Below are 25,956 nucleotides of genomic sequence, written 5' to 3'. Positions count from 1 at the left end.
ATGCGGTGAGCCTGACCACCACGCGCGCCGCGTTCGACGCCGCGCGCGCCTCCCACGCCGTGATCCCCGTTTGCCGCGAGATCTTCGCGGACGCCGATACGCCCGTCGGCATCTATCGCAAGGTCGCCGGGTCGCGGCCCGGCACCTTCCTGCTGGAGTCGGCGGAGCAGGGCGGCGTGTGGACGCGATTCAGCTTCGTCGGAGCGGGCAGCTTCGGCGTGCTCGGGGAGCGCGACGGCGCGGCGCACTGGGCTCCCGATCCGGCGTTCGACGTCTCCGCGGAGCGTCTGCTGCCCGGTGGCGTCGACTCGCTGGCGCCGGTGGCGGCGCTCAGTGCGCTCTACGAGCGGTGGCGGTCCCCGCAGGTGGCGGGGCTCCCGCCCCTCGCGAGCGGCTTCGTCGGCTACCTCGGTTGGGAGACGGTGCGCCAGTTCGAGAAGCTCGACGACGCTCCGGCGGTCGGATCGGGCCTCCCGACGCAGGGGCTGAGCTTCGTCTCGGAGCTCGTCGTCATCGATCACCGCGAGGGCAGCGTCGTGCTGCTCGCAAATGTGCTGAACGACGCCGCCCTCGTCGATGCCGCGCCCGGCGACGCCGGTCTCGTCGATGCCGCGCCCGGCGATGCAGCGTCCGTCGATGTCGCGGCCGTCGAGACGGCCGACGCGCAGTGGGCGCACGCGCAGGCGCGCCTCGACGCGCTCCAGGCGGCCCTCTCCGCACCGGAGTCGTCGCCGCTGAGCTCGGTCGATCGTGCGGCGACCGCCGATCCGCATCGGTTGACGAGCACCCCGGAGTACGTGGCAGCCGTCGAGGCGGCGAAGCGCTACATCGTCGACGGAGACATCTTCCAGGTGGTGCCGTCGCAGCGCTTCGACCAGGAGTGCACCGCCGACCCGCTCGACGTGTACCGGGTGCTCCGCCATCTGAACCCGAGCCCGTACCTCTACCTGCTGCAGCTCGAAGACGCCGCGGGCGAGCCGTTCTCGGTCGTGGGGTCGAGCCCCGAAGCGCTGGTGACGGTGCAGGAGGGCGGGCACGTGCTGACGCACCCGATCGCGGGGTCGCGGCCGCGCGGCGCGAGCATCGAGGAGGATCAGCAGCACGAGCGCGATCTGCTCGCCGACGAGAAGGAGCGGGCCGAGCATCTCATGCTCGTCGATCTCGCGCGGAACGACCTGCTGCGGGTCTGCGAGCCGGGCTCCGTCGAGGTGACGGAGTTCATGCGGATCGAGCGATTCAGCCACATCATGCACATCGTGTCGAGCGTCGAGGGGCGGAGGCGGCCCGACGCGAACCCCATCGACGTGTTCCGCGCCACCTTCCCGGCGGGCACGCTGTCGGGGGCGCCGAAGCCGCGCGCCCTGCAGATCATCGACGAGCTGGAGCCCGTGCAGCGGGGCGTGTACGGGGGAGTCGTCGGGTACTTCGGGCTCGGCGGCGCCGCCGATCTCGCGATCGCGATCCGCACCGCGACGATCAAGGGCGGCGTGGCGATGGTGCAGGCGGGAGCCGGCGTGGTCGCCGACTCGGTACCGGAGACCGAGGATGCGGAGTGCCGCAGCAAGGCGGCGGCTCCGCTGCGCGCGATCGCCATCGCGAATACGCTGCGCACGCTCGGGGAGAGCGTCCATGCGTCGTAAACCGCTCACCATCGCCGCGGTCGCGCTGACGGGTGCACTCGGGCTCCTCGCCGGATCGCAGACGTGGATCTCCTTCATGCTCGACGGCACGCACAGCCTCGAGACCGTCGCCGGTCACGAGGTGAACGCCGCGGTGTCGCCGATCTCCATCGCGATCGTCGCCGCGGCGCTCGCCCTCACGATCGCCGGCCCGGTATTCCGCCGCGCGCTCGGAGTGCTCGTCGTGCTGCTCGGCGCGGGCCTGGCCGCGCTCACGATCAGCGTGCTCGCCGCGCCGCTCACCGCGATCACCGGCACGATCACCGACCTCACAGGGATCTCGGGCGACGCCACCACGTCGCTGGTCCTGTGGAGCAGCGTGTCGCCGTGGGCGTGGGTGTGCGTCGCCGCGGGCGTGCTGGCCGCGCTCCTGGGGCTCGTCGTCGCCGTGTTCGGCGGAGCGTGGGCATCGGGCGGCCGGAAGTACGGCGCCGCGGCGAACGCCGCCGGGAGCGGCGCGAGGCCGGGCGCTCCGGATCGCATCTCGGATTGGGATGCGCTCTCCGAGGGCGACGATCCGAGCGATGCCGAGGACGACCGCGGTGGCGACGGCCCCGTCTTCGACACCGACGGACGACCCGAGCAGGGCGGCATCGGCGGCGGCGCCGACCGGTGAGGGCGATCGTGGGGCATTCCTCGGGAGCGCGGGCGCGGGTGCCGGAACGCCCTCGAGATTTCCGCTAGTCTTGAACCGTCGAAATCTGTTCAGAGGAGATTCATGAGTACCCAGCACGGAGACCCCGGCCACGGCGATTCGCCGGCGGCATGGACAGCGGTCGTGGTGATGCTGATCGGCATCGCCGCCGGCACCGTCTTCTTCTTCCTTGATATGCCCGTTCTCGTGTGGGCATGCGTGGGAGTCGTCGTCGTCGGCGCTCTGCTCGGGTGGATCCTCTCGAAGGCCGGATACGGCGTGAACGGACCGAAGTTCACTCCTCCCGCGCACGACTGACGTGCTCGAGGATCTTCTCGCCGGTTCGCTCGAGGACGCCGCAGCGCGTCGTCAGCAGCGCTCCTACTCCGTCGTCGAAGCCGAAGCCCTCGCGGCTCGCCCGGCGCTCGATGCGCTCGCGGCCCTCGCGCCGGCCGAGCACATGAAGGTGATCGCCGAGGTGAAGCGCGCGAGCCCATCGCGCGGCGACCTCGCCGCGATCGCGCAGCCGCAGGAGCTCGCCACCCAGTACGAGGCGGGCGGCGCGAGCGCGGTGAGCGTGCTCACCGAGGAGCGCAAGTTCAAGGGGTCGCTCGCCGATCTCGAGGCCGTGCGCAAGGCGATCAGCATCCCGGTGCTGCGCAAGGACTTCATCGGCGACGAGTACCAGGTGCTCGAGGCCCGCGCCGCGGGTGCCGACCTGGTGCTGCTCATCGTCGCCGCGCTACCGCAGGACCGCCTGGTGCGTCTGCACGACGTCATCCGCGAGCTCGGCATGACCCCCCTCGTCGAGGCGCACAGCGCCGAGGAGGTGGCCCGCGCCGTCGACCTCGGAGCGCAGCTCGTCGGCGTCAACGCGCGCGACCTCCGCACCTTCGAACTCGACCGCGACCTCTTCGGGAACGTCGCGGATCAGATCCCGGCGGGCGTGATCCGCGTCGCGGAGTCCGCCGTGCTGAGCGTCGCCGATGTCGAGCACTACCGGGAAGCCGGCGCCGACGCGGTGCTCGTCGGCGAGGCGCTCGTGACGAACGATCCCATCGCGACGCTGCAGACGTACCTCAACGTCTGAGCGTCACCAGCTGAAAAGGACACTCGTGACCGAATCGACCCCCGTCGTCACCAGCCTGCGCGACCAGCACGGCCCCTTCTTCGGGGAGTTCGGCGGGCGCTTCATGCCGGAGTCGCTCATCGCGGCCATCGACGAGCTCACCGAGGCGTACTCGGCGGCGCAGGCCGACCCGGCGTTCCGCGCCGAGCTCGCCGAGCTCCTGCTCACGTACGCGGGGCGTCCGTCGCCCATCACCGAGGTACCGCGGTTCGCCGAGCATGCGGGCGGTGCGCGCGTGTTCCTCAAGCGCGAGGACCTGAATCACACGGGCTCGCACAAGATCAACAACGTGCTCGGCCAGGCGCTCCTCACGAAGCGCCTCGGCAAGACGCGGGTCATCGCCGAGACGGGCGCCGGCCAGCACGGCGTCGCGACGGCGACCGCTGCGGCGCTGTTCGGGCTCGAGTGCACGGTCTACATGGGCGAGGTCGACACCGAGCGGCAGGCGCTGAACGTGGCGCGCATGCGCCTGCTCGGAGCCGACGTCGTTCCCGTGCGCACCGGCTCGCGCACGCTCAAGGACGCCATCAACGAGGCCTACCGCGACTGGGTCGCGAGCGTGGATCGCACGAACTACATCTTCGGCACCGCCGCGGGCCCGCACCCGTTCCCCGCGATGGTGCGCGATTTCCAGAAGGTCATCTCCGAGGAGGCTCGCGCGCAGCTGCTCGACCGCATCGGGAGGCTCCCCGACGCGGTCGTCGCCTGCGTGGGCGGCGGCTCGAACGCCATCGGCATGTTCGACGCGTTCCTCGACGACGCCGACGTGCGCCTGTACGGCGTCGAGGCAGCGGGCGACGGGGTCGACACCGAGCAGCACGCGGCCTCGATCGAACGCGGGCGGCCCGGTGTGCTCCACGGCGCGCGGACGTACGTGCTGCAGAACGAGGACGGCCAGACCGTCGAGTCCCACTCGATCTCCGCCGGACTCGATTACCCCGGCGTGGGGCCCGAGCACGCCTGGCTCTCCGACATCGGGCGGGCGACCTACATCCCCGCGACCGACGACGAGGCGATGCAGGCGCTCAAACTGCTGAGTCGCACCGAGGGCATCATTCCCGCTATCGAGTCCGCGCACGCCCTGGCGGGCGCGCAGCGGATCGGACGTGAGCTCGGGCCGGACGGCGTCGTGCTCGTGAGCCTGTCCGGACGGGGAGACAAGGACATGGCGACTGCCGGCCGGTACTTCGGCCTGCTTCCCGAGGACGGACCGGAGGTCGACGGATGACACGGCAGGCTTCGAGCGTCGCCGAGGTGATCCGCTCGGCGAATCGCGACCGGCGGGGAGCGCTCGTCGGGTATCTCCCGGTGGGGTTCCCCGACCTCGATACCAGTGTGGAGGCGGCCATCGCCATGGCGCGCAGCGGTGCGGACGTCCTGGAGTTCGGCGTGCCCTACTCCGATCCGGTGATGGACGGCGCCGTGATCCAGGAGGCGACCCAGACGGCGCTCGCCGGGGGCTTCCGCCTCGCCCACGTCTTCGAGGCCGTGCGCCGCGTCCGCGAGGCGGTCGACGTGCCGGTGCTCGTGATGACGTACTGGAACCCCGTCGTGCAGTACGGCGTCGACGCGTTCGCGCGCGACCTCGCCGCGGCCGGGGGTGCGGGCCTCATCACGCCCGATATCACGCCGGACTCCGCCGACGAGTGGATTGCGGCGAGCGAGGCGCACGGTCTCGACCGGGTCTTCCTCGCGGCGCCGAGCTCGACGGATGAGCGGCTCGGCCTCGTCAGCCGTTCGAGCACCGGGTTCGTGTACACGGTCTCGACCATGGGCATCACGGGGGAGCGCGCGGAACTCGACGCTGCGGCTCGCGGATTGACCGCGCGGCTGCGCGAGCAGGGTGCGGAGCTGGCGTGCGTCGGCATCGGGATCTCCACGGCGGAGCAGGTCGCCGCCGCGCTCGAGTACGCCGACGGAGCCATCGTCGGCACCGCCTTCGTGCGTGCGCTCCGCGACGGCGGCGTGGAGCGTCTCGCGGAGACCGTGGCGAGCATCGCGCAGGGCACCGCGCGCTAAGATTGTCCCGTCCGCCGCGCGGTGCAGCCGCGCGGTATCCACCCAGAGTCCTGCGGCGCGAGGCCGTCGGCGAAAGAGGAGTGAATGATTCTCCCGTTGAGCATTCCGAGCCCCGAGCTGCAGTATCTCCAGCTCGGGCCGTTCCGGATCTACTTCTACGCGCTCTGCATCATCGTCGGCATCATCGCGGCCGGCATCTGGACTGCGCGGCGGCTCGGCCGACGCGGCGGCGAGCGGGGCGCGGTCTTCGACTTCCTCGTCTGGTCCCTCGTGCTCGGCATCCTCGGCGCGCGTCTCTACCACGTCGTCACCCACTGGGGCGACTACTTCGGCCCCGGGAAGAACCCCCTCGAGATCTTCGCGTTCTGGAACGGCGGAATCGCGATCTTCGGCGCCCTGATCGGCGGCGCGATCGGCGTGCTCATCGCCTCGCGCATCACCGGCATCCGCTTCTGGTCGTTCGCCGACGCGCTCGTGCCCGGTCTGCTCCTCGCGCAGGCCGTCGGCCGCCTCGGCAACTGGTTCAACCACGAGCTGTTCGGCGGCCCCACGACGCTCCCCTGGGGGCTCGAGATCGAGTCGACCAATGCCGCGTTCCCGATCGGCCTCCCCGAGGGCACGCTCTTCCACCCGACCTTCCTCTACGAGGCGCTGTGGAACATCCTCGGCATCGTCGTACTGCTCGCGGTCGAGCGCAAGTGGCGGCCGCGCTGGGGCACGTTCTTCGCGCTGTACCTCGTCTGGTACGGCATCGGGCGCGTCTTCACGGAGTCGCTGCGCGTGGATCCGAGCCTGCTCTTCTTCGGAGTGCGCACCAACGTGCTCGCAGCGGTGCTCGCGGTCGTCGCGGGGATCGTGCTGTTCGTGCTGCGCCGTCGCCGTCACGTGGGGATCGAGAACAGCGTGTACCTGCCCGGGCGCCGGCATCCCGGTGACACGGTGCTCGTCGACACCGCGAATGCGGACGAGTTCTACCACGTGATCGATCGCCGTGACGCGCCCGGATCGGCGGGGGACGCCGACGACGAGACACGCGGAACGAGTCACGCGCCCGAGGGCGACGTCGAGCCCAGCAAGACCCACTAACCGAAGGAGCACGCTGCATGCGTCACGCGAAGATCGTCGCCACATGGGGACCCGCCGTTTCCAGCTATGACCATACGCTCGCGCTGATCCAGGCCGGCGTGAACGTTGCTCGGCTCAACATGTCCCACGGCACGTACAACGTGCACGAGGGGATCTATCGCAACATCAGGCGCGCGGAAGACGAGGTGGGCCGGCCGATCGCGGTGCTCGCCGACCTCCAGGGGCCGAAGATCCGGCTCGGCGTGTTCGAGGACGGCCCGTACGCCCTCGCCGTCGGCGACGAGTTCGCGATCACGACGCGAGACATCGTCGGCGACCGTACGATCGGCGGTACGACCCACAAGGGGCTGGCCGGTGACGTGAACCCGGGGGATCCGCTGCTCATCGACGACGGCAAGGTGACGCTGCGGGCCGTACGGGTCACCGAGGACACGGTGCACACCGTCGTCGAGGTGCCGGGCTCGATCTCGAACAACAAGGGCATCAACCTCCCGGGCGTCGCGGTCAACGTGCCCGCGCTCTCCGACAAGGACGAGGAGGATCTTCGCTGGGCGCTCGCCCTGGGCGTGGACTACATCGCCCTCTCGTTCGTGCGCGACGCCGCCGACATCGACCGGGTGCACGAGATCATGGACGAGACGGGCGTGCGCCTGCCCGTGATCGCCAAGATCGAGAAGCCGCAGGCTGCGGAGCGGCTGGAGGAGATCGTCGCCGCGTTCGACGGCATCATGGTCGCCCGCGGCGATCTCGGCGTCGAGCTGCCGCTCGAGCAGGTGCCGCTGGTGCAGACCGAGGCTGTGGCGATCGCCCGCAGGAACGCGAAGCCCGTCATCGTGGCGACGCAGGTGCTGGAGTCGATGATCGAGAACCCACGCCCGACGCGCGCGGAGGCGTCGGACTGCGCGAACGCGGTGCTCGACGGTGCGGATGCCGTGATGCTCTCCGGCGAGACGAGTGTCGGCGCGTACCCGATCGAGGCCGTCGCGACGATGGCGCGGATCATCGAGGCGACCGAGGATCACGCGCTTGAGCGCATCGAGCCGCTGGGCGCCGCACCGCGCACCCAGGGTGGGGTGCTGACGCTGGCGGCGTCCGATGTCGCGGACTTCGTCGGCGCGCGTTACATCTGCGTGTTCACGGAGTCGGGCGATACCGTTCGGCGCATGTCGCGTCTGCGCCGGCCGATGCCGATCATCGGTTTCACGCCCGACCCCGACACGCGGCGCCGCATGGAGCTGACGTGGGGCGCGCGCAGTTACGAGGTTCCGCGCGTGGACAGCACGGATGAGATGTTCGTCCAGGTCGACAAGGTCTTGCTGGAGCACTCGCGCGTCGAGGTGGGCGAGAAGGTCGTCATCATCGCCGGATCGCCTCCCGGAGTGGTGGGTACCACCAACACCCTGCGGATCCATCGGATCGGCGAGGCCACGGGTCTTCTGCCGGAGGCCGGGCCGAGGAAGTTCACGAAGGGCCCCGAGACGTCCGAGGCCTGACGCTCGAGCCGCCGGCCACGCGCTCCGCATTCCCGCAGGGCGCGTGCCGGGTGGTGCGCCCCTGCGGTAGGCTGGGGGAGTTCGCCGAATTGGTGGAATTGGCAGACACGGCGCACTCAAAATGCGTTGCCGAAAGGCGTGCGGGTTCAAGTCCCGCATTCGGCACGAACACGAAGCCCCCGTCTTGTCGCAGCGCGCGACGGAGCGGGGGCTTCGTCGCGCAGCGGGACCCGCAGAATAGGGCGGCGGGGGCTCTCCGGCTAGCCCCTGGCGGAGCGCTTCCGCCGCGCGCACACTGGTGTTCCACGCAGCGCGCGACGCAGCTGCATTCCAGGTTTTGGAGGAGGACACCATGTCGATGAACAACACGAGCGCGAACCCCGAGGGCGAAGAGGGCCGCGCGCCGCTCGCCCAGCCCGCCGGCGAGGACGACCTGCTGGTGCAGCACGGGCATCCGGAGGCTCCGGAGTTCGGCGAGGACGACGCCGAAGAGCCCGTCGCGAATCTCGAGTAGCGTCGGATATCCCCAGAGAGAATGTCGTAAGCTGGAATGGTGAATGACCAGAGCACTGCACCGAGCGCTCCGCGACGCGTCGTCGTCGCGGAAGACGAATCCCTGATCCGTCTCGACATCGTCGAGACCCTGCGCGACAACGGCTTCGAAGTGGTCGGCGAAGCGGGAGACGGCGAGACCGCGGTGAAGCTCGTCGAGGAACTGCGACCCGACCTCGTCGTGATGGACGTGAAGATGCCGCAGCTCGACGGCATCTCCGCTGCAGAGCGCATCAACAAGACGCATCTCGCGCCCGTCGTCCTGCTGACCGCGTTCAGCCAGCGCGAGCTGGTGGAGCGCGCGAGCGAGGCCGGCGCGCTCGCCTACGTCGTCAAGCCGTTCACCCCGGCCGACCTGATCCCCGCCATCGAGATCGCCCTCTCGCGCTTCCAGCAGATCGTCGCGCTCGAGAGCGAGGTCGCCGATCTCGCGGAGCGGTTCGAGACCCGCAAGCTGGTCGACCGCGCCAAGGGCATCCTCAACGACAAGATGGGCCTGAGCGAGCCCGAGGCGTTCCGCTGGATCCAGAAGGCCTCGATGGACCGTCGCCTGACGATGCAGGACGTCGCGAAGACCATCATCGATCAGCTGGGGCCGAAGAAGGACTAGTCGCGCCCCGCCGTCGAGCGCCCCGGATCCGCTGTTGCGATCCGGGGCGTTCGCGTTGTCAGGGGGACGGCTCGGGAGCCGCCCGCTTGTAGAAGTTCGTGATGCGCACGGTCGAGCAGCGCCGCCCGCGCTCGTCGGACACGACGATCTCGTGCACGGCGATGCTGGTGCCGAGCTTGATCGGCGTGCAGACGCCCGTGACCATTCCGTCGACGGCCGAGCCCGTGTGGGTGGCGTTGATGTCGAGACCGACGGCCACGCAGCCCGCCGGGGCGTGGAAGTTCGCGTGCATCGAACCCAGCGTCTCTCCGAGCACCACGTATGCGCCCCCGTGCAGGAGCATGACGGGCTGCGTGTTGCCCGCCACCGGCATGGTCGCCACGGCGCGCTCGGCGGTGAACTCGACCATCTCGATGCCCATGCGGTCGGCGAGGGCGCCGAGCCCCCGCTCGCGGATGTACGCGAGGCCGTCCTCGCGCTTCGGTGCGGATGCGGCTGAGGCTGCGGGACTGGTCATCGGTGCCTTTCGTCGATCGGCGACACGCGCGAGCCCGGGGCGACGGCGGCCGCCCTGGGGAATGTCGGCGCCGGATTGTAGGCTGGGCACGTGTCGAACACTCAGCCTACCCTCATGGTCATCGACGGCCACTCGCTCGCCTTCCGCGCCTTCTACGCGCTCCCGGTCGACAGCTTCCAGACGCAGTCCGGCCAGCACACGAATGCGATCCACGGCTTCATCGCGATGCTGATCAACCTGCTCGGCAACGAGCGGCCCGATGCGCTGGCGGTGGCCTTCGACATCTCACGGCACTCGTTCCGCACCGAGGAGTATCCCGAGTACAAGGGCACGCGCGGCGAGACGCCGCCCGAGTTCAAGGGCCAGATCCCGCTGCTGCAGGATGCACTGCATGCGATGGGCATCCGCACCATCGAGAAGGAGAACTACGAGGCCGACGACATTCTCGCGACGCTCGCGACGCGCGCGTCGGAGCAGGGGTACCGCGTACTCGTCGTCAGCGGTGATCGCGATACGATCCAGCTCGTCGACGATCGCGTGACCCTGCTGTATCCGTCGAAGCAGGGGGTGAGCGAGCTCACGCGCTACGACGCGGCGAAGGTGATGGAGCGCTACGGCATCCGCCCCGAGCAGTATCCCGAGATCGCGGCCCTCGTCGGCGAGACGAGCGACAACCTGCCGGGAATCCCGCGGGTCGGCGAGAAGACCGCCGTCAAGTGGATCAATCAGTTCGGCTCGCTCGAGGAGATTCTGCGCCGGCAGGACGAGGTCGGCGGGAAGGTGGGGGAGAGCCTCCGCGAGCACGCGCATCTGGCGGAGCGCAACCGGCGCCTGAATCGTCTGGTGCGCGATGTCGACCTCGGCATCGGGCTCGACGAGCTCAAGCGCGGGGAGATCGACATGGGGGCCGTGCAGGAGATCTTCGCGAAGCTCGAATTCCGCACGCTGCTGCAGCGGGTCGGCAAGCTCGCGGGCGCCGAGGTCCCGGTGGCGGGTGCGGTGTCGGCACCCGCTGCGTCGCTCGCACCGGAGCGCCCCACGCCGAAGAACCTCATCGACGAGGAGCTGGCGGACTGGCTCGCGAAGCACGAGGCGCCGGCGGTGCTGATCCGCGAGGTCGGCGGCGCCTTCGAGGTCGGCATCGCCACGCCGGAGAGCTCGGTGCGGTTCGACTGGCAGCCCGGCGGCCGCGATTACACGCTGTTCGAGCAGTGGCTGGCTTCGGACGCGCCCAAGGTCTTCTACGATGCGAAGCAGCAGCTCGCGCTCGCGCGTCGCGCGGGGGCTGCGGTCGGCGGGATCGCCGGCGATGTGCTGCTCGCCACCTGGGTGCTGCGTCCCTCGAACGCCGAGAAGAGCCTCGCCGATGCGGTGTTCCGCTACCTCGGCGAGCAGGTGCCCGAGGGCGATCCCAACCAGCTCGTGCCCGAAGAGGGCAGCGTCGCCGATGCTGCGACGCTCGCGTGGTACGCGGTGCGCACGCATGCGGCGGCCGTCGAGCGGTTCGAGTCGCGCTCGGGGGAGATCTATCAGGAGATCGAGCTTCCGCTCGTGCCGGTGCTCGACGCGCTGGAGACGCGCGGCGTGCAGGTCGACGGGCCGCTGTTCGAGGCGCATCACGCCGAACTCACCGAGCGCGTCGCCCAGCTCCAGCAGGCGGCGTTCGACGCGATCGGGCACGAGGTCAACCTGTCGTCGCCGAAGCAGCTCCAGGAGGTGCTGTTCGACGAGCTCGACATGCCGAAGACGCGGAAGACGCAGCGCGGGTACACGACCGATGCCGCGGCGCTCGCCGACCTGCAGGCGAAGCAGCCCCATCCCTTCCTCGATGCGCTGCTCGGGCATCGGGACGCCAACAAGCTCCGCCAGATGATCGAGACGCTGATCAAGTCGGTTCGACCCGACGGCCGCATTCACACCACGTTCGTGCAGACGGGTTCGAGCACCGGGCGGCTGGCGTCGACCGATCCGAACCTCCAGAACATCCCGGTTCGGTCCGAAGAGGGGCGTCGCATTCGCGAGGGCTTCATCCACGCCGGCGAGTACGAGACGCTGATGACGGCGGACTACTCGCAGATCGAGATGCGCATCATGGCGCATCTCTCGGGTGACGCGGGGCTCATCCAGGCGTTCAACGAGGGCGAGGACCTGCACCGCTTCGTGGGATCGCGCATCTTCGGCGTCGCACCCGCCGAGGTGACGAACGAGATGCGCTCCAAGGTGAAGGCGATGTCGTACGGCCTCGCCTACGGACTCTCCGCGTTCGGTCTGTCGAAGCAGCTCAACATCAGCTCCGCCGAGGCCAAGCAGCTGATGACCGACTACTTCGAACGGTTCGGCGGCGTGCGCGACTACCTTCGGTCCGTTGTCGATCAGGCCAAGCGCGACATGTTCACCGAGACTATCTACGGTCGTCGGCGTCCCTTCCCCGATCTCGCCAGCCCGAATCGCGTGCTGCGGGAGAACGCCGAACGGGCCGCGCTGAACGCTCCGATCCAGGGCTCCGCAGCCGACATCATCAAGCGCGCCATGATCCGCGTCGAACACCGCATCGCCGAGGCGCGCCTCGCCTCTCGCATGCTCCTGCAGATCCACGACGAACTCATGTTCGAAGTCGCGCCCGGCGAGTGGGACGCGCTCGAGGCGATCGTCCGCGAGGAGATGGCGGGCGCCGCGGAGCTCTCCGTGCCGCTCGAGGTGCAGGTGGGGCACGGGCCGAATTGGAACGCGGCTGCGCACTGATCGCACGAGGGGACTCCGGGGACGGCCCGCGTGCTCACACGCGCCGACGCGCCGACGCGATTCTCGATTGATCCCGGGCGCGTCCCCGGGTAACATGAAGTGTCACAACTGTGGCGACTCAACCATGTCCACGCGTGGGAGCGCTCGCGAATCCCTCGGATTCGGCCGCGATCGGCGTGCTTCCGCCTCGATACCCTGTCCATTCTGGAGACCAATTACATGACGAACGCAACGACCGAACGCAAGCAGGTCGCAGTAAACGACATCGGCTCTGCCGACGACTTCCTTGCAGCGGTCGAATCGACCCTGAAGTTCTTCAACGACGGCGACCTCATCGAAGGCACCGTTGTGAAGATCGACCGCGACGAGGTGCTCCTCGACGTCGGGTACAAGACCGAGGGCGTCATCCCCTCGCGCGAGCTGTCCATCAAGCACGACGTCGACCCCGGTGAGGTCGTCGAGGTCGGCGATTCCGTCGAGGCGCTCGTGCTCCAGAAGGAGGACAAGGAAGGCCGCCTCATCCTGTCGAAGAAGCGTGCTCAGTACGAGCGCGCTTGGGGCGACGTGGAGAAGATCAAGGAGAACGAGGGCGTCGTCACCGGCACCGTCATCGAGGTCGTCAAGGGCGGCCTCATCGTGGACATCGGGCTCCGCGGCTTCCTCCCGGCGTCGCTCATCGAGCTGCGCCGCGTGCGCGATCTCACCCCCTACCTGGGGCAGGAGATCGAGGCGAAGATTCTCGAGCTCGACAAGAACCGCAACAACGTGGTGCTCTCGCGTCGTGCGCTCCTCGAGGAGACCCAGTCGGCCACCCGCTCCTCGTTCCTCGCCGAGCTCAAGCCCGGCCAGGTGCGCAAGGGCGTCATCTCGTCGATCGTCAACTTCGGCGCGTTCGTCGACCTCGGCGGAGTCGACGGTCTCGTGCACGTCTCCGAGCTCTCCTGGAAGCACATCGAGCACGCATCCGACGTCGTCGAGGTCGGCCAGGAAGTCACCGTCGAGGTGCTCTCCGTCGAGCTCGATCGCGAGCGCGTCTCGCTGTCGCTCAAGGCGACGCAGGAGGACCCGTGGCAGGTCTTCGCACGCACCCACGCGATCGGCCAGATCGCCCCGGGCGTCGTGACGAAGCTCGTTCCCTTCGGCGCATTCGTGCGCGTCGCGGACGGCATCGAGGGCCTCGTGCACATCTCCGAGCTCTCGGGCCAGCACGTCGAGCTCGCCGAGCAGGTCGTGCAGGCGGGCCAGGAGGTCTTCGTCAAGATCATCGACATCGATCTCGACCGCCGTCGCATCTCGCTCAGCCTCAAGCAGGCCAACGAGGGCGTCGATCCCGAGGGCACCGAGTTCGATCCGGCGCTCTACGGCATGACCACCGAGTACGACGAGAACGGGGAGTACAAGTACCCCGAGGGCTTCGATCCCGAGACTCAGGAGTGGAAGGAAGGCTTCGAGTCGCAGCGCGAGAAGTGGGAGCAGGAGTACGCTGCCGCTCAGGAGCGCTGGGAGGCGCACAAGAAGCAGGTCGCTTCGATGCTCGCCGAGGCCGCCGCTGCACCCGCAGCGGACTCGCCCTCGTCGACGTTCTCGAGCGATGCCGCTTCGGCCGGCGCTCTCGCCGACGACGCTGCTCTCGCAGCGCTGAAGGCGCAGCTCGAGGGCAACTGACCCTCAGCCGCAGTGCGGAAGGCCCGGCCCCCGGTTCGGGGGCCGGGCCTTCCGGCGTCTCCGGCTCAGGACGCCGGAAGTCCGGATCGCACGGCCCGGGCGCGCCGATCGCGCAGCGCGCGCCGGAGCCTGCGCACGAGCAGCACGATGACGCAGGCGAGCGCCACGAGCGCGATCACCGGGGCGACGACGGCGAGCAGCGTGAGCACGACCGCCCCGAGATCCTCGAGGACGCTCGCGACCGCCGCCCCCGCACCCGCGGTCAGCACGTTGACGATCGGACGTGCGATCGCCTTCAATGCGTGGGGAACGAGCGCGATGCACGCGCCCAGCACCACTGGCCACACGTCGGCTGAGGCGATGAACTGGGCGGGGTCGGCGACTGCGACGGTGTCGCTGCCCGCGCCCGCGGCGAACACCATGCCGCCCGATGCCGGGCGGATGAGCGTGTGGAGCGCGTCGTTGACGGAATCGAGCGCCGGCACCTTGTCGACCAGCATCTCGAACACCAGCAGCACGGCCAGAATGCCGAGGCACCACTCGTTCTCGATCCAACTCCAGCCGCTCGGCAGGGACACCCACTCCGTGAACCGCGAGAGCAGGCCGAGCCCGAGCAGGGGAATGTACGCATTGAGGCCCGCCGACGCAGCGAGTACGACTCCGGTGATCACCTCGAGCATGACTGCCTCCCGAGTTCAGCCTACGGGGTCGACGGTTAAGCTGGCACCATGCGATTGATCGGGTTGACAGGCGGCATCGCGGCGGGGAAGTCGACGATCGGGCGGCGTCTCGCGCATCACGGAGCGCATCGGATCGACGCCGATGCGCTCGCCCGCGAGGCGGTGGCACCAGGTTCGCCGGGGCTCGCGCGCGTGGCGGAGAGGTTCGGTGCGGGGGTCGTGCACGAGGATGGATCCCTCGACCGTGCCGCACTCGGCGCCGTCGTATTCGGAGATCCGGCCGCTCTGGGCGATCTCAACGCCATCGTGCATCCGGAGGTGCGGCGCCTCTTCCGGGAGCAGGTCGATCGGGCCGTGGCGGCCGACCCCGATGCCATCATCGTCTACGAGGTGCCGCTGCTCGTCGAGACCTCTGCCCGGGAGGAGCCGTGGGACCTGGTGGTCGTCGCCGAGGCGGACGCCGAGACCCGGATCGGGCGCATGACGGCGCTCCGGGGCATGACCGCCGAAGCCGCGCGGCAGCGCATCGACCGTCAGGGGAGCGACGCCGAGCGTCGCGCCATCGCCGATATCGTCATCGACACCTCGGGCGCGGAGGAGGAGACGCTCGCCCACGCCGACCGCCTCTGGGAGCGCCTCATCAGCCTCGACTGAACTCCGAGACCCAGTCGAGCTGCAGCTGCGCGATGAACGCGATGACGGCGAAGCACGCGAGAATGATCACCCAGCTCCAGGCGTAGCATCGAGCAAGGACGCGCTGCGCGCCGGAGCCCACCGGAACATCGCCCACGGCGTAGGGGCGCAGGAGCGTGATCCAGAAGAGCGGAATGGTGGCCGTCCAGACCACCATGCACCACGGGCAGAGCGTGCCGAGCATGAACACGCTCTGCACGAACAGCCAGCAGACCAGGGTGAAGGCCCCGAGCAGGCCGACCTGGTAGGCGACCCAGAACCAGGGGGCGAACCGGGCGCCCGCGAGGAGCGCGACGCCGACGGCGATCGGCGCGATGAAGGCGGCGACGCCGATGATCGTGTTGCTGAATCCGAAGATGGACCCCTGCCAGGAGGCCATGTTCGGCCCGCAGGTCACCAGGATGCTGACCGAGCAGTTCGGGATGTAATCGGGGTTCTGCAGAGTCTTGATGTACTCCGTGAGCAGTTCGAACGAGGCGAACCACCCGACCGCTCCGGCGATGATGGTGAAGACTGCGAAGGCGACGGGGCGCGACGCGGCGCGGAGCTCTGAACTCATGGCGCGATCCTACTGCGTCCACCTGCAAGTTCAGCTCCGACCCCCTTCCCGGACACCGACGTGACATAATGGACTGGGTGAGCGGTGCCGAACCGGCGCGGCTCATGCACAGTCTTTTGAAGGTCGGGTACCTTCACCGGTCGATGAACGACCGAGCGCGAGCCGACACGCTCGCGGAGAACAGGATTCGCGGGTGACACCGCACGATGAGCAACCCCAGGGGAATGCGCATTCTCCCGGGGCAGAGGAGACACCAGGAATGGTGAAGCACACAGCAGAAGCAGAGCACGACGGCTCCGGGACCGAACCCGTGGAGGAGCGCGAGCAGGCGGCGGAGTCCGCTCCCGGTGCACCGGAGGCGCAGAGCGGCGAGGCCCGCTCGCACACCGAGGGCGATGCGCCCGCTGGAGACGCGGCCGCGCCCGCGACCGGCGAACCGTCTGAGCAGACCGCAGCGGATGCGCCGAAGGCCGACGCCCCGCAGCTCATCCTGCCCCTCTCCGAGATGACGCCCGAGGAGCGCTTTCGAGCGACGACTCGACTGATCTTCCTCGCGCCCGATGTGCCGCCGATCGCGCCGCGGCCCCGACGCGTGGACTTCCGTCCGGCCGAGCTGCGCCAGCTCGACGACCTGCTCGACGAGCGTTTCTCCCGCGATGAGGCGGGCGGGGAGCGCGAGACCGCGTCCTCGCAGCGGCGCAATCGTCGGCGCTCGACGGGCGAGGCGCCCGCGGCGCCGGAGGAGGAGGCGCCCCGCCGCCAGCCGCGACAGGCGCCGGTGATCACGGAGCCCCAGAAGGTCAAGGGGTCGACGCGCCTCGAAGCCAAGAAGCAGCGCCGCCGCGACGGGAGGGACGCGGGCCGACGGCGCGTGGTCATCACGGAGTCGGAGTTCCTCGCGCGCCGCGAGTCGGTGGACCGCGAGATGATCGTGCGCACGACGGCCGATCGCGTGCAGATCGGCGTGCTGGAGGACAAGGTGCTCGTCGAGCACTACGTCGCGCGATCCAGCGAGAACTCGCTCATCGGCAACGTCTACCTCGGCCGCGTGCAGAACGTGCTCCCCAGCATGGAGGCCGCCTTCGTCGACATCGGGCGCGGTCGCAACGCTGTGCTGTACTCGGGTGAGGTCGATTGGTCGGAGTTCGAGGGCGGCAACACGGCCCGGCGCATCGAGAACGCGTTGAAGCCGGGCGACCAGGTGCTCGTCCAGGTGACTAAGGATCCGGTCGGCCACAAGGGCGCGCGGCTCACCAGTCAGATCTCGCTGCCCGGACGCTTCCTCGTGTACGTGCCCGGCGGCGCGATGAACGGCATCTCACGCAAGCTTCCCGACACGGAGCGCGCCCGTCTGAAGAAGATCCTCAAGGAGGTGCTGCCCACGGGTGCCGGCGTCATCGTGCGCACGGCCGCCGAAGGGGCGAGCGAGGATCAGCTCACGCACGACGTGCAGCGCCTCGCCCGCCAGTGGGAGTCGATCCAGAAGCGCGTCGAGAAGGGCGGCGGGCCGGTGCTGCTGCACTCGGAGCCCGACATGCTCATCAAGATCGTGCGGGACGTCTTCAACGAGGACTTCCACCGCCTCACGATCTCGGGCGCCGACACGTACGGCACGATCGAGCACTATCTCTCGCAGGTCGCTCCCGATCTCCTGGAGCGCGTCGAGCAGTACCAGGGCGACCGCGACATCTTCGACGAGTACCGCGTCACCGAGCAGATCGCGAAGGCGCTGGATCGCAAGGTCTGGCTGCCCTCGGGCGGATCCCTCGTGATCGACCGCACGGAGGCGATGACCGTCGTCGACGTCAACACGGGCAAGTTCGTGGGGTCCGGCGGAAATCTCGAGGAGACCGTCACGAAGAACAACCTGGAGGCGGCCGAGGAGATCGTGCGCCAGCTGCGGCTGCGCGACATCGGCGGCATCATCGTGGTCGACTTCATCGACATGGTGCTCGAATCGAACCGGGACCTGGTACTGCGGCGCATGGTCGAGTGCCTGAGCCGCGACCGCACGAAGCACCAGGTCGCCGAGGTGACCTCGCTGGGCCTCGTGCAGATGACGCGCAAGAAGCTCGGTCTCGGGCTCCTCGAATCGTTCAGCGAGCCGTGCGACGTCTGCGCGGGTCGCGGTGTGATCGTGCATCACGAGCCGGTCAGCAAGCACCACCGAAGCGACGCTCCGTCACGGGGATCGAAGCGCGGCAAGGGTCAGCAGCACGCCGCTTCGCAGCAGCACCACCAGGCCGAGGCGAAGGCGCAGACGCACGCGATCACGGACGGAGCGAAGAACATGCTCGCCCAGGTGGCGGCATCCACGCTGCACGCCGCCAAGGAGCCCGAGCGCGACGAGCTGGTGCAGGCCCTCCGCGGTGCCGCCGAGGCAGCGGACTCGGTGCGCAGCACCCGGTCGGGCGCCCGATCGGACGTGCGCCAGGAGCCGCGGGGCGCTCAGCGCGAGGAAGCCGGGGCCACGGGTCGCGTGCAACTCGGAGGCTCGCAGTCGCAGCGCGCCCCGGAAGCGCGTCAGGAGCGTCCCGAGGCCGCCGCGAGCGGCCTGCTGGACTCGGTGCTCGACGCCCTTCCGGCGGCTCCCGCCGCGGGGAACGGTCGCGCGCGCAATCGGCGAGTGTCGACCGCGCCCGTGCGGGGCGGCATGGATGCGGAGCGCTCCGAGGGTGCTGCGCGGAGCGAGGCTCGTGCGGCTGCGGCGGAGCCGGCCGATCCTCAGCGGGCCGCGCAGATCGCGCTCGCGGAGGCGCTCGATGCGACCGCGAAGCGGAAGGACGCGGGTCGTTCGTGACACGCGCAGGCGCCTATTTGACCAGAATTGGTGCTTCGAGATAATATTGACCGTTGGTGCCACTCTTCGGGGTGGCGAACACAAGCTTCGATCGCGGCGGCGCTGCGGTTCGACACGCAAGGCGATCCTCGAGAAAAGGGTATGAAGTGGTTTACGCAGTAGTGCGCACAAGCGGACGTCAGGAAAAGGTCGAGGTCGGCTCGATCATCACCGTCAACCGTGTTTCGGGCGACTCCACGGGCAAGCTTCAGCTTCCCGCGGTGCTCCTCGTCGACGGCGACAAGGTGACCACCGATGCGGCCGAGCTGGCCAAGGTCACCGTGACTGCAGAGGTGCTCAACGACCTCCGCGGGCCGAAGATCGTGATCCAGCGGTACAAGAACAAGACCGGTTACAAGAGCCGCCAGGGGCACCGTCAGGATCTGACGCGCCTCAAGGTCACCGGCATCAAGTAATCGCCTCGACAACGATTCAAGGAGTAGAGACTCATGGCACATAAGAAGGGCGCCAGCTCCACCCGCAACGGTCGCGACTCGAACGCTCAGCGCCTCGGCGTCAAGCGCTTCGGCGGCCAGCAGGTGAACGCCGGCGAGATCATCGTTCGCCAGCGCGGAACCCATTTCCACCCGGGCGCCAATGTCGGCCGTGGCGGAGACGACACGCTGTTCGCACTCGCTGCGGGCGCGGTGGAGTTCGGAGCGAAGGGCGGCCGCAAGGTCGTCAACATCGTAGCCGCAGCCTGACTGCAGGCGTTCAACGGCGAGGCGGGCTTCGGCTCGCCTTTTGCCGTATCTCGGGGTAGGAAAGACGGTTATGGTCACGTTTGTCGATCGGGTGCAGGTGCACGTCCAATCAGGCCGCGGCGGAAACGGCTGCGTGTCGATCCGTCGTGAGAAGTTCAAGCCGCTCGCCGGCCCCGACGGCGGGGCGGGCGGGCACGGCGGAGACGTCGTGCTCGTCGCCGACCCCCAGGTGACCACGCTGCTCGACTACCACCGGCGCCCGCACCGGAGCGCCGAGAACGGCGGCTACGGCGCGGGCGACTACCGGGCCGGGACGAACGGCGCCGACCTCGTGCTGCCCGTGCCGGTGGGCACCGTCGTGAAGAACGAGGCGGGGGAGACCCTGGTCGATCTCACGGAGCCGGGCACGCGCTTCATCGCGGCGAAGGGCGGCGTGGGGGGCCTCGGCAACCTCGCGCTGGCCAGCAGCAAGCGGAAGGCACCGGGCTTCGCGCTCCTCGGCACGGACGGCTGGGCGGGTACTCTCACGCTGGAGCTGAAGACGATCGCAGATGTCGCGCTCGTCGGGTATCCCTCTGCGGGCAAGTCGAGCCTCATCGCCGCGATGAGCGCGGCGAAGCCGAAGATCGCCGACTATCCGTTCACGACGCTCCACCCGAACCTCGGCGTGGTGCAGGTGGCGGATCACCGGTTCACCGTCGCCGACGTGCCCGGCCTGATCGAGGGCGCGAGCGAGGGCAAGGGACTCGGGCTCGACTTCCTCCGCCACGTCGAGCGGTGCAGCGCGCTGCTCCATGTGCTCGACTGCGCGACGTTGGAGCCGGGGCGGGATCCGCTCTCCGATCTCGAGGTCATCAAGAACGAACTCGCCGCCTACCCCGTGCCGGAGGGGCAGACCGCCCTCCTCGAACGGCCGCAGCTCATCGCCCTCAACAAGATCGACGTGCCCGAGGGGCGGGAACTCGCCGAGTTCGTGCGGCCCGAGCTCGAGGCCCAGGGATACCGCGTCTTCGAGATCTCGACGGTCTCCCACGAGGGGCTCCGGGAGCTCGGGTTCGCGCTGGCCGAACTCGTGGAGGCTGAGCGGCAGCGCCGCATCGACGAAGCCCCGGTGCAGGAACGCATCGTGCTGCAGCCCAAGGCGGTCGACGACGGCGGTTTCCGCGTCGTCACCGAAGGGGGCAGCTACGGCACCCTGTACCGCATTCTCGGCGCGAAACCGGAGCGCTGGGTGGCGCAGACCGACTTCAAGAACGACGAAGCGGTGGGGTACCTCGCAGATCGCCTGCAGAAGATCGGTATCGAGGATGCGCTCGTGAAGGCGGGCGCCGTCGCCGGTTCCACGGTCGTCATCGGTCCCGGGGCCGGAGTCGTCTTCGACTGGGAGCCGACCATGACGAGCGCCGCAGAGGTGCAGATGGGTGCGCGCGGCACCGACCTGCGCGTCGACCCCAACGGGCGACGGACGAACCAGGAGCGCCGTGCGGAGTACCACAACCTCATGGATGCCAAGGCCGCGGCGCGCGCCGAGCTCGAGCGCGAGCGGAAGGCGGGACTCTGGGAGGATCAGCAGTGACGCACGGCGACGAGCTGCTCGCAGCCCGACGCGTCGTCGTGAAGGTGGGCTCCTCATCGGTGAGCGGTGAGAACGCCGGGCAGATCCCCGAACTCGTGGCGTCGCTCGCCCAACTCCATGCGGCGGGCGCTCAGGTGATCCTCGTCTCGAGCGGCGCGATCGCGACCGGCGTGCCGTTCCTGCATCTCGAAGAACGACCCGATGATCTCGCGACGCAGCAGGCGGCTGCGGCGGTCGGCCAGAACATCCTGGTGAACCGCTACCAGCGCGCGCTGACCACGCACGAGATCATCGCCGGCCAGGTGCTGCTCACCGCGCACGACATCGAGAACCCGACCCACCGCGACAACGCGCGTCGGGCCATCGAGCGGCTGCTGCAACTCGGCATCCTGCCGATCATCAACGAGAACGACACGGTCGCGACCCACGAGATCCGCTTCGGCGACAACGATCGCCTCGCGGCGCTCGTCGCCCGGCTCGTCGACGCCGATCGACTCGTACTGCTCTCGGATGTCGACGCGCTGTACACGGCTCCGCCGGCGATGGCCGGGGCGGAGCGCATCTCCGAGGTGGCGTACGGCGATCCTCTCGCGGGCATCGAGATCGGCGAGAGCCAGTCGGGTTGGGGCACCGGAGGGGCGGCGACCAAGGTGCAGGCCGCCCGGCTCGCCGCGGATGCCGGGGCGACCGTGCTGCTCACGGAGACGCGGCTGCTCGCCGCCGTGCTCGGGGGCTCGGACCACGGCACGCGCTTCGCCGCCCGTCCCGCGTAGCGCGCGAATCGCAACGGCGCTGCGCCGGGCGGCCGAGCGGCCGGCGAGGCACTAGGCTGATGGCCATGCCTGCTGCCGACGCCTTCATCGAACGTCTCCAGAACGCCCGCGACGCCGCCCGATCGCTCGCCGGAGCGACGACCGACGCGAAGAACGCCGCACTCGAGGCGATCGCCGTCGGCCTCGAGCGCAGTGCACCGAGCATCGTCGACGCCAATGCGCAGGATCTGGAGCGTGGCGAGCAGAACGAGATCGGCGCCGGGCTGCTCGACCGGCTGCGCCTGGACGAGCCCCGCGTGCGCGCACTCGCGGGCGCAGTTCGCGAGATCATCGCGCTGCCCGACCCGGTCGGACAGGTGGTGCGGGGCAGCACGCTCGCGAACGGCATCGGCATCAGCCAGGTGCGCGTGCCCTTCGGCGTGATCGGCGCGATCTACGAGGCCCGCCCGAACGTCACCATCGACATCGCCGCGCTCGCGCTGAAGAGCGGCAACGGCGTGGTGCTGCGCGGGGGGAGCGCTGCCGAGCAGACGAACGCCGCCCTCGTCGACGTCGTGCAGCGTGCGATCTCGAGCGTCGGGCTGGATGGCGGGGCGGTGCAGACCATCGACCCGTTCGGCCGTGAGGGCGCGGGGCGCCTGATGCGAGCGCGGGGCTACGTGGACGTGCTGATCCCGCGCGGCAGCGCTGCGCTCATCTCGACCGTGGTCACCGAGTCGACGGTTCCGGTGATCGAAACGGGCTCGGGCGTCGTGCACGTGTATGTCGACGAGACCGCCGACGACGACATGGCGGTCGACATCGCGCTCAACGCGAAGACCCACCGGCCGAGCGTCTGCAACGCGGCCGAGACGCTGCTGGTGCACCGCGGAGCTGCCGATCGCCTGCTGCCGCGGCTCACCGACGCGCTCCGCGAGGCCGACGTGTCGATGTACGGAGATGCGGCGACGGTCGAGCGGATCGCGGGAATCGCGCCGGCCGACGAGGAGACCTGGGCGACGGAGCATCTCGCGCTGGAGATGGGGATCCGGATCGTCGACTCGCTCGACGAGGCGCTCGCCCACATCGATCGGTATTCGACACGGCACACGGAGGCGATCGTGACGCGGGACTACGCCAGCGCAGAACGGTTCCTCGCCGAGGTCGATTCGGCCGTGGTCATGGTGAACGCGTCGACGCGCTTCACCGATGGCGGGGAGTTCGGATTCGGTGCGGAGGTCGGCATCTCCACCCAGAAGCTGCACGCCCGCGGTCCCATGGGGCTTCCCGAGCTGACCAGCACCAAGTGGCTCGTGCGCGGCGCTGGCCAGATACGCTGACGCCACCCGCTAGACTGATTCGGTACCACTTTCCGTTACGAACGCAGGGGACCACCAATGTCACTTCTTGCCACGATCGCAGCTGCCGCCGAAGAGGGGCACCACATCGTCAATGAGCTGCCGTTCCCGGCTGTCGTGTTCGGCATCGTCGTCTTCGCCATCTTCGTCGTCTTCGCGGCGGTCACCTTCTCCTTCCGCGACGTCGCGAACCGCCACGCGGCGAAGGCCGAGGCATACGCCCGCGACCACGGCTCAGCGACGCATCACCCGTAAAGCGCGCCGAACGTGTCACACACACGTCGGATCGGGGTGATGGGCGGAACGTTCGACCCGATCCACCACGGTCATCTCGTCGCCGCGAGCGAGGTCGCGCAGAGCTTCGGGCTCGACGAGGTGCTGTTCGTCCCGACCGGGCAGCCGTGGCAGAAGCAGAACGTATCCGCGAGCGAGCACCGCTATCTCATGACGGTGATCGCCACCGCATCGAACCCCAGGTTCACCGTGAGTCGCGTCGATGTGGATCGTGCGGGCCCCACGTACACGGTGGACACCCTGCGCGATCTGCACGAGCAGCATCCCGACGCCGAGCTCTTCTTCATCTCCGGCGCCGATGCCGTGGAGCAGATCCTCAGCTGGAAGGACGTCGACCACCTCTGGGACTACGCGCACTTCATCGCCGTCTCGCGGCCCGGGCACGAGCTCTCGCTTTCAGGTTTGTCAGAGGAGCACGTAAGCTTGTTGGAAGTCCCCGCGCTGGCGATCTCGTCGACCGACTGCCGGGCGCGAGTCGCCCGAGGTTATCCGGTGTGGTACCTCGTCCCGGACGGTGTGGTGCAGTACATTGCGAAGCACGGGCTATACACCGAGGAAGCGACTAAGTGATGAGCGAGCAGGACGAACAACGACCGCTGACCCGGCGTGAGCGACGCATGCGCGACCTCGGGGAAACCGGCGCCATGGACCTCTCGGAGGTGGGGGAGCCGCCGAGTGGCGCTCCGCAGCCGGAGGCGCCCGCAGCACAGCCGGCGACGGAAGCGGACATCGAGATCTCCCCGTTCCATCCCGACGGCACCCCGCGCAGCCGACGAGAGATGCGGCAGCTGCGCGAGGAAGCGCTCGCCGAACTCGCCGCGCGCAGCGGCGGAGGCGCAGCAGCCGGAGCACCTGCCGAGGACGAGTCGATCGCGACCGCGCAGCCCGACGCGGCCGAGCAGTCGGCATCCGCGGACGACTCGGCGGCGGAGGCGGAGGCCCCCGCTGCGGCGAACGACTCCGAGCCGGAGGCTCCCGCGCAGGCGCCCGAGGAGTCCGCCCAGGCCATCGAGGAGCCGGTCGCCCCGGAGCCCGAGGCCTCGAACCCTCCCGGTGCCCCCGCGAGTGACGAACCCGACTTCGACACCCTCATGTCGCCGCCGACGGAGCCATTCACGGTCGAAGAGCTGCGCGAGGCAGAATCCTCCGAGAACGCCGAGCCCGCCGAGCAGTCCGGGGCCTCCGGGCCCGCCGCTCGGGACGAGGTCGTATCGGGAGCTGCAGAGCACGTGACGACGGGCGAGGCCGACGCCGAGGCGACGGCGGAGCCGGAGGAGACAGACGCCCCGGTCAAGAGCAAGCGGCGCTTCCCGTGGCAGCGTGCGAAGCAGACCGAGGAGCGCTCCGACGAGACCGGCGAGGCCGCGCACCCGGTGGCCGCAGCCGGCGCGACGCCGACCGACGCCCCCGAGACCGCCGTGCTCGAGTCCGTCGATGCCGAGCCGATCGACGCGGGGTCGTTCGAGGCTGAGACCGCGCCGCCCGCATCCGCTGCATCGGGCTCCCGCACCGGGGATGCATCGGGCGCGCCCGAGACCGAGCCGGTGATCGCCGAGCTCGTCGACGAGAGCGCGGATGAGTCGGGCGCACGCGACGAGCGCAGCGAGGCCGAGACCACCGTGCTCGACGCGACGCCCGGGGCACCCGCCCCTGCGGACGCCCCCGAAGACCTGCCCACGGCGCCCCCGGAGACGACGGTGCTGCCCGCCCAAGGCGGCGACGCGACGCCCACGGCGGCGGATCCCGCGACCGATGACGCCGTGACGCCCGACGCGAAGCGCGCCAGCGCTGGGAACCCTCAGCAGCGGGAGAACTACTCGTTCCCCGACATCGCGCCCCCGGAGGAATGGCGATCGGTGTTCGACGACCCCTCCGGGCGCGAGTTCCCCGCCCGAAGCGGCGGCGCCCAGAATGACGGCGACTTCGACGACCTGATCTCCCGAGCGGTCGCGCAGGAGGGGTCGACGAGCAGCACGGGCACCTCCGCCCTGATCCTGCCCTCGATGCCCGAGGACACCGGCGGCCTCACCGGCCCGCTCGGAGCGACCGGCGACCTGTACGTGACGGGTTCGTTGAAGCTGCCGAAGTCGCTCGGCGAGACCGGCGGCCACTCGGCGCTCCACGACTCGATCGAGATGGATCCCATCACGGGGGATCAGATGCCGCACCGGGACGATCCGAACGAGGGGCCGGCACCCGTCTCCGCTCGTCACGCGGTCAGCGCCCGAGTCGACTCCGGCATCCCCGTGGTCGCGAAGCCCACGCGGGAGAAGAGCAAGCTGCCGCTGGTGCTCTCGCTGACCGGTGGCGGCCTGCTGATCGTCGTCGTCGGCCTGGGTGCCTGGGGCGCGAGCAACGGTTTCTTCGGCTGACCG

At 69.5% G+C, this 25,956-nt stretch carries 25 protein-coding genes and 1 tRNA gene; 23 read left to right on the top strand and 3 right to left on the bottom strand.

All coding sequences use genetic code 11. The features are described from left to right. The first annotated feature begins 5 nt into the window (after positions 1 to 5). The 11 genes from NS354_RS04170 to NS354_RS04125 all read left to right on the top strand — a co-directional run bounded on the left by NS354_RS04170 (position 6) and on the right by NS354_RS04125 (position 9,202). Positions 6 to 1,640 carry an anthranilate synthase component I gene (locus tag NS354_RS04170; RefSeq protein ID WP_058593334.1) on the top strand — a complete coding sequence of 545 codons (1,635 nt, stop codon included), beginning with the start codon at positions 6 to 8 and terminating at the stop codon, positions 1,638 to 1,640. Further along, positions 1,630 to 2,295 carry a Trp biosynthesis-associated membrane protein gene (locus tag NS354_RS04165; protein WP_058593333.1) on the top strand — a complete coding sequence of 222 codons (666 nt, stop codon included), beginning with the start codon at positions 1,630 to 1,632 and terminating at the stop codon, positions 2,293 to 2,295. Before NS354_RS04170 ends, NS354_RS04165 begins: the two co-directional genes overlap by 11 nt. A 102-nt stretch (positions 2,296 to 2,397) precedes the next feature. Continuing rightward, positions 2,398 to 2,631: a DUF6704 family protein gene (locus NS354_RS04160; RefSeq protein WP_010157323.1), complete on the top strand. Its 234-nt coding sequence runs from the start codon at positions 2,398 to 2,400 to the stop codon at positions 2,629 to 2,631. 1 nt (position 2,632) lies between these two features. Then, the gene (trpC, locus tag NS354_RS04155; protein ID WP_058593332.1) at positions 2,633 to 3,403 is read left to right on the top strand and encodes an indole-3-glycerol phosphate synthase TrpC; all 771 of its coding nucleotides are present in this window, start codon (positions 2,633 to 2,635) and stop codon (positions 3,401 to 3,403) included. 103 nt (positions 3,404 to 3,506) lie between these two features. Next, positions 3,507 to 4,670: a tryptophan synthase subunit beta gene (gene trpB / locus NS354_RS04150; protein WP_058593394.1), complete on the top strand. Its 1,164-nt coding sequence runs from the start codon at positions 3,507 to 3,509 to the stop codon at positions 4,668 to 4,670. Continuing rightward, complete coding sequence (gene trpA, locus NS354_RS04145) at positions 4,667 to 5,461, top strand: tryptophan synthase subunit alpha (RefSeq protein ID WP_058593331.1); 795 nt, start codon at positions 4,667 to 4,669, stop codon at positions 5,459 to 5,461. Before trpB ends, trpA begins: the two co-directional genes overlap by 4 nt. A gap of 84 nt (positions 5,462 to 5,545) precedes the next feature. Continuing rightward, entirely contained in the window at positions 5,546 to 6,547 is a 1,002-nt protein-coding gene (gene lgt, locus NS354_RS04140; protein WP_058593330.1) for a prolipoprotein diacylglyceryl transferase, read from the top strand. Positions 6,548 to 6,564: 17 nt separating this feature from the next. After that, a complete protein-coding gene (gene pyk / locus NS354_RS04135) occupies positions 6,565 to 8,040 on the top strand; it encodes a pyruvate kinase (protein WP_058593329.1) in 1,476 nt (491 codons plus the stop codon). An 83-nt stretch (positions 8,041 to 8,123) separates the two neighbouring features. Beyond that, a tRNA-Leu gene (locus NS354_RS04130) sits at positions 8,124 to 8,205 on the top strand. Positions 8,206 to 8,392: 187 nt separating this feature from the next. After that, positions 8,393 to 8,554: a hypothetical protein gene (locus NS354_RS13530; RefSeq protein ID WP_193750698.1), complete on the top strand. Its 162-nt coding sequence runs from the start codon at positions 8,393 to 8,395 to the stop codon at positions 8,552 to 8,554. A 36-nt stretch (positions 8,555 to 8,590) separates the two neighbouring features. Then, positions 8,591 to 9,202, top strand: coding sequence for an ANTAR domain-containing response regulator (locus tag NS354_RS04125; RefSeq protein WP_010157317.1), 612 nt, complete (start codon positions 8,591 to 8,593; stop codon positions 9,200 to 9,202). Positions 9,203 to 9,260: 58 nt separating this feature from the next. On the opposite strand, the gene NS354_RS04120 is transcribed toward NS354_RS04125, so the two are convergent. Continuing rightward, the gene (locus NS354_RS04120; protein ID WP_058593328.1) at positions 9,261 to 9,719 is read right to left on the bottom strand and encodes a hotdog fold thioesterase; all 459 of its coding nucleotides are present in this window, start codon (positions 9,717 to 9,719) and stop codon (positions 9,261 to 9,263) included. Between the two features lie 114 nt (positions 9,720 to 9,833). Here NS354_RS04120 and polA point away from each other — a divergent pair, with 114 nt between their 5' ends. Then, a complete protein-coding gene (gene polA, locus NS354_RS04115) occupies positions 9,834 to 12,461 on the top strand; it encodes a DNA polymerase I (protein ID WP_193750702.1) in 2,628 nt (875 codons plus the stop codon). Between the two features lie 219 nt (positions 12,462 to 12,680). Then, positions 12,681 to 14,126 (top strand): 30S ribosomal protein S1, encoded by a 1,446-nt coding sequence (rpsA, locus tag NS354_RS04110; RefSeq protein ID WP_058593326.1) that lies wholly within the window; start codon positions 12,681 to 12,683, stop codon positions 14,124 to 14,126. Positions 14,127 to 14,191: 65 nt separating this feature from the next. Here rpsA and NS354_RS04105 read toward each other — a convergent pair whose 3' ends face one another. Further along, on the bottom strand, positions 14,192 to 14,806 hold the full coding sequence (locus NS354_RS04105) for a DUF4126 domain-containing protein (protein WP_058593325.1): 615 nt from the start codon (positions 14,804 to 14,806) through the stop codon (positions 14,192 to 14,194). A gap of 48 nt (positions 14,807 to 14,854) precedes the next feature. On the opposite strand from NS354_RS04105, the gene coaE reads away from it, so the two are divergent. Continuing rightward, the gene (gene coaE / locus NS354_RS04100) at positions 14,855 to 15,460 is read left to right on the top strand and encodes a dephospho-CoA kinase (RefSeq protein WP_058593324.1); all 606 of its coding nucleotides are present in this window, start codon (positions 14,855 to 14,857) and stop codon (positions 15,458 to 15,460) included. Here the strand turns inward: coaE and NS354_RS04095 are convergent. Beyond that, a complete protein-coding gene (locus NS354_RS04095) occupies positions 15,447 to 16,058 on the bottom strand; it encodes a vitamin K epoxide reductase family protein (protein WP_058593323.1) in 612 nt (203 codons plus the stop codon). The genes coaE and NS354_RS04095 overlap by 14 nt on opposite strands. A 259-nt stretch (positions 16,059 to 16,317) precedes the next feature. On the opposite strand from NS354_RS04095, the gene NS354_RS04090 reads away from it, so the two are divergent. From NS354_RS04090 to NS354_RS04050, 9 genes are all read left to right on the top strand, one after another. Next, positions 16,318 to 18,858, top strand: coding sequence for an Rne/Rng family ribonuclease (locus NS354_RS04090; RefSeq protein ID WP_058593322.1), 2,541 nt, complete (start codon positions 16,318 to 16,320; stop codon positions 18,856 to 18,858). 146 nt (positions 18,859 to 19,004) lie between these two features. After that, positions 19,005 to 19,313 carry a 50S ribosomal protein L21 gene (gene rplU / locus NS354_RS04085; RefSeq protein WP_010157308.1) on the top strand — a complete coding sequence of 103 codons (309 nt, stop codon included), beginning with the start codon at positions 19,005 to 19,007 and terminating at the stop codon, positions 19,311 to 19,313. A 33-nt stretch (positions 19,314 to 19,346) separates the two neighbouring features. After that, positions 19,347 to 19,601 (top strand): 50S ribosomal protein L27, encoded by a 255-nt coding sequence (rpmA, locus tag NS354_RS04080; protein ID WP_010157307.1) that lies wholly within the window; start codon positions 19,347 to 19,349, stop codon positions 19,599 to 19,601. A 70-nt stretch (positions 19,602 to 19,671) separates the two neighbouring features. Next, complete coding sequence (gene obgE / locus NS354_RS04075) at positions 19,672 to 21,177, top strand: GTPase ObgE (protein ID WP_058593321.1); 1,506 nt, start codon at positions 19,672 to 19,674, stop codon at positions 21,175 to 21,177. Next, positions 21,174 to 21,950 (top strand): glutamate 5-kinase, encoded by a 777-nt coding sequence (gene proB / locus NS354_RS04070; protein ID WP_082677882.1) that lies wholly within the window; start codon positions 21,174 to 21,176, stop codon positions 21,948 to 21,950. The genes obgE and proB overlap by 4 nt, the downstream gene beginning before the upstream one ends. 65 nt (positions 21,951 to 22,015) lie before the next feature. Next, positions 22,016 to 23,269, top strand: a complete 1,254-nt coding sequence (locus NS354_RS04065) for a glutamate-5-semialdehyde dehydrogenase (protein ID WP_193750697.1) — start codon at positions 22,016 to 22,018, stop codon at positions 23,267 to 23,269. Between the two features lie 57 nt (positions 23,270 to 23,326). Then, entirely contained in the window at positions 23,327 to 23,542 is a 216-nt protein-coding gene (locus tag NS354_RS04060) for a hypothetical protein (RefSeq protein ID WP_058593318.1), read from the top strand. 12 nt (positions 23,543 to 23,554) lie between these two features. Further along, the gene (nadD, locus tag NS354_RS04055; RefSeq protein ID WP_082677881.1) at positions 23,555 to 24,151 is read left to right on the top strand and encodes a nicotinate-nucleotide adenylyltransferase; all 597 of its coding nucleotides are present in this window, start codon (positions 23,555 to 23,557) and stop codon (positions 24,149 to 24,151) included. Next, positions 24,151 to 25,953 (top strand): hypothetical protein, encoded by a 1,803-nt coding sequence (locus tag NS354_RS04050; protein WP_153002103.1) that lies wholly within the window; start codon positions 24,151 to 24,153, stop codon positions 25,951 to 25,953. The genes nadD and NS354_RS04050 overlap by 1 nt, the downstream gene beginning before the upstream one ends. The last annotated feature ends 3 nt before the right edge of the window (positions 25,954 to 25,956 follow it).

The organism is Leucobacter chromiiresistens (genome assembly GCF_001477055.1).
Classification (GTDB): domain Bacteria; phylum Actinomycetota; class Actinomycetes; order Actinomycetales; family Microbacteriaceae; genus Leucobacter; species Leucobacter chromiiresistens_A.
The sequence above is the reverse complement of the archived record's forward strand: the minus strand, read 5'-3'. Positions and strand labels throughout refer to the sequence as shown.

Excerpts from the sequence above, each read along its gene's own strand:
- NS354_RS04165 (WP_058593333.1), top strand. The coding sequence starts at position 1,630 with ATGCGTCGTAAACCGCTCACCATCGCCGCGGTCGCGCTGACGGGTGCA.
- NS354_RS04160 (WP_010157323.1), top strand. The coding sequence starts at position 2,398 with ATGAGTACCCAGCACGGAGACCCCGGCCACGGCGATTCGCCGGCGGCA.
- trpB (WP_058593394.1), top strand. The coding sequence starts at position 3,507 with ATGCCGGAGTCGCTCATCGCGGCCATCGACGAGCTCACCGAGGCGTAC.
- trpA (WP_058593331.1), top strand. The coding sequence starts at position 4,667 with ATGACACGGCAGGCTTCGAGCGTCGCCGAGGTGATCCGCTCGGCGAAT.
- lgt (WP_058593330.1), top strand. The coding sequence starts at position 5,546 with ATGATTCTCCCGTTGAGCATTCCGAGCCCCGAGCTGCAGTATCTCCAG.
- pyk (WP_058593329.1), top strand. The coding sequence starts at position 6,565 with ATGCGTCACGCGAAGATCGTCGCCACATGGGGACCCGCCGTTTCCAGC.
- NS354_RS13530 (WP_193750698.1), top strand. The coding sequence starts at position 8,393 with ATGTCGATGAACAACACGAGCGCGAACCCCGAGGGCGAAGAGGGCCGC.
- NS354_RS04125 (WP_010157317.1), top strand. The coding sequence starts at position 8,591 with ATGGTGAATGACCAGAGCACTGCACCGAGCGCTCCGCGACGCGTCGTC.
- NS354_RS04120 (WP_058593328.1), bottom strand. The coding sequence starts at position 9,719 with ATGACCAGTCCCGCAGCCTCAGCCGCATCCGCACCGAAGCGCGAGGAC.
- polA (WP_193750702.1), top strand. The coding sequence starts at position 9,834 with ATGGTCATCGACGGCCACTCGCTCGCCTTCCGCGCCTTCTACGCGCTC.
- rpsA (WP_058593326.1), top strand. The coding sequence starts at position 12,681 with ATGACGAACGCAACGACCGAACGCAAGCAGGTCGCAGTAAACGACATC.
- NS354_RS04105 (WP_058593325.1), bottom strand. The coding sequence starts at position 14,806 with ATGCTCGAGGTGATCACCGGAGTCGTACTCGCTGCGTCGGCGGGCCTC.
- coaE (WP_058593324.1), top strand. The coding sequence starts at position 14,855 with ATGCGATTGATCGGGTTGACAGGCGGCATCGCGGCGGGGAAGTCGACG.
- NS354_RS04095 (WP_058593323.1), bottom strand. The coding sequence starts at position 16,058 with ATGAGTTCAGAGCTCCGCGCCGCGTCGCGCCCCGTCGCCTTCGCAGTC.
- NS354_RS04090 (WP_058593322.1), top strand. The coding sequence starts at position 16,318 with ATGGTGAAGCACACAGCAGAAGCAGAGCACGACGGCTCCGGGACCGAA.
- rpmA (WP_010157307.1), top strand. The coding sequence starts at position 19,347 with ATGGCACATAAGAAGGGCGCCAGCTCCACCCGCAACGGTCGCGACTCG.
- obgE (WP_058593321.1), top strand. The coding sequence starts at position 19,672 with ATGGTCACGTTTGTCGATCGGGTGCAGGTGCACGTCCAATCAGGCCGC.
- NS354_RS04065 (WP_193750697.1), top strand. The coding sequence starts at position 22,016 with ATGCCTGCTGCCGACGCCTTCATCGAACGTCTCCAGAACGCCCGCGAC.
- NS354_RS04060 (WP_058593318.1), top strand. The coding sequence starts at position 23,327 with ATGTCACTTCTTGCCACGATCGCAGCTGCCGCCGAAGAGGGGCACCAC.
- NS354_RS04050 (WP_153002103.1), top strand. The coding sequence starts at position 24,151 with ATGAGCGAGCAGGACGAACAACGACCGCTGACCCGGCGTGAGCGACGC.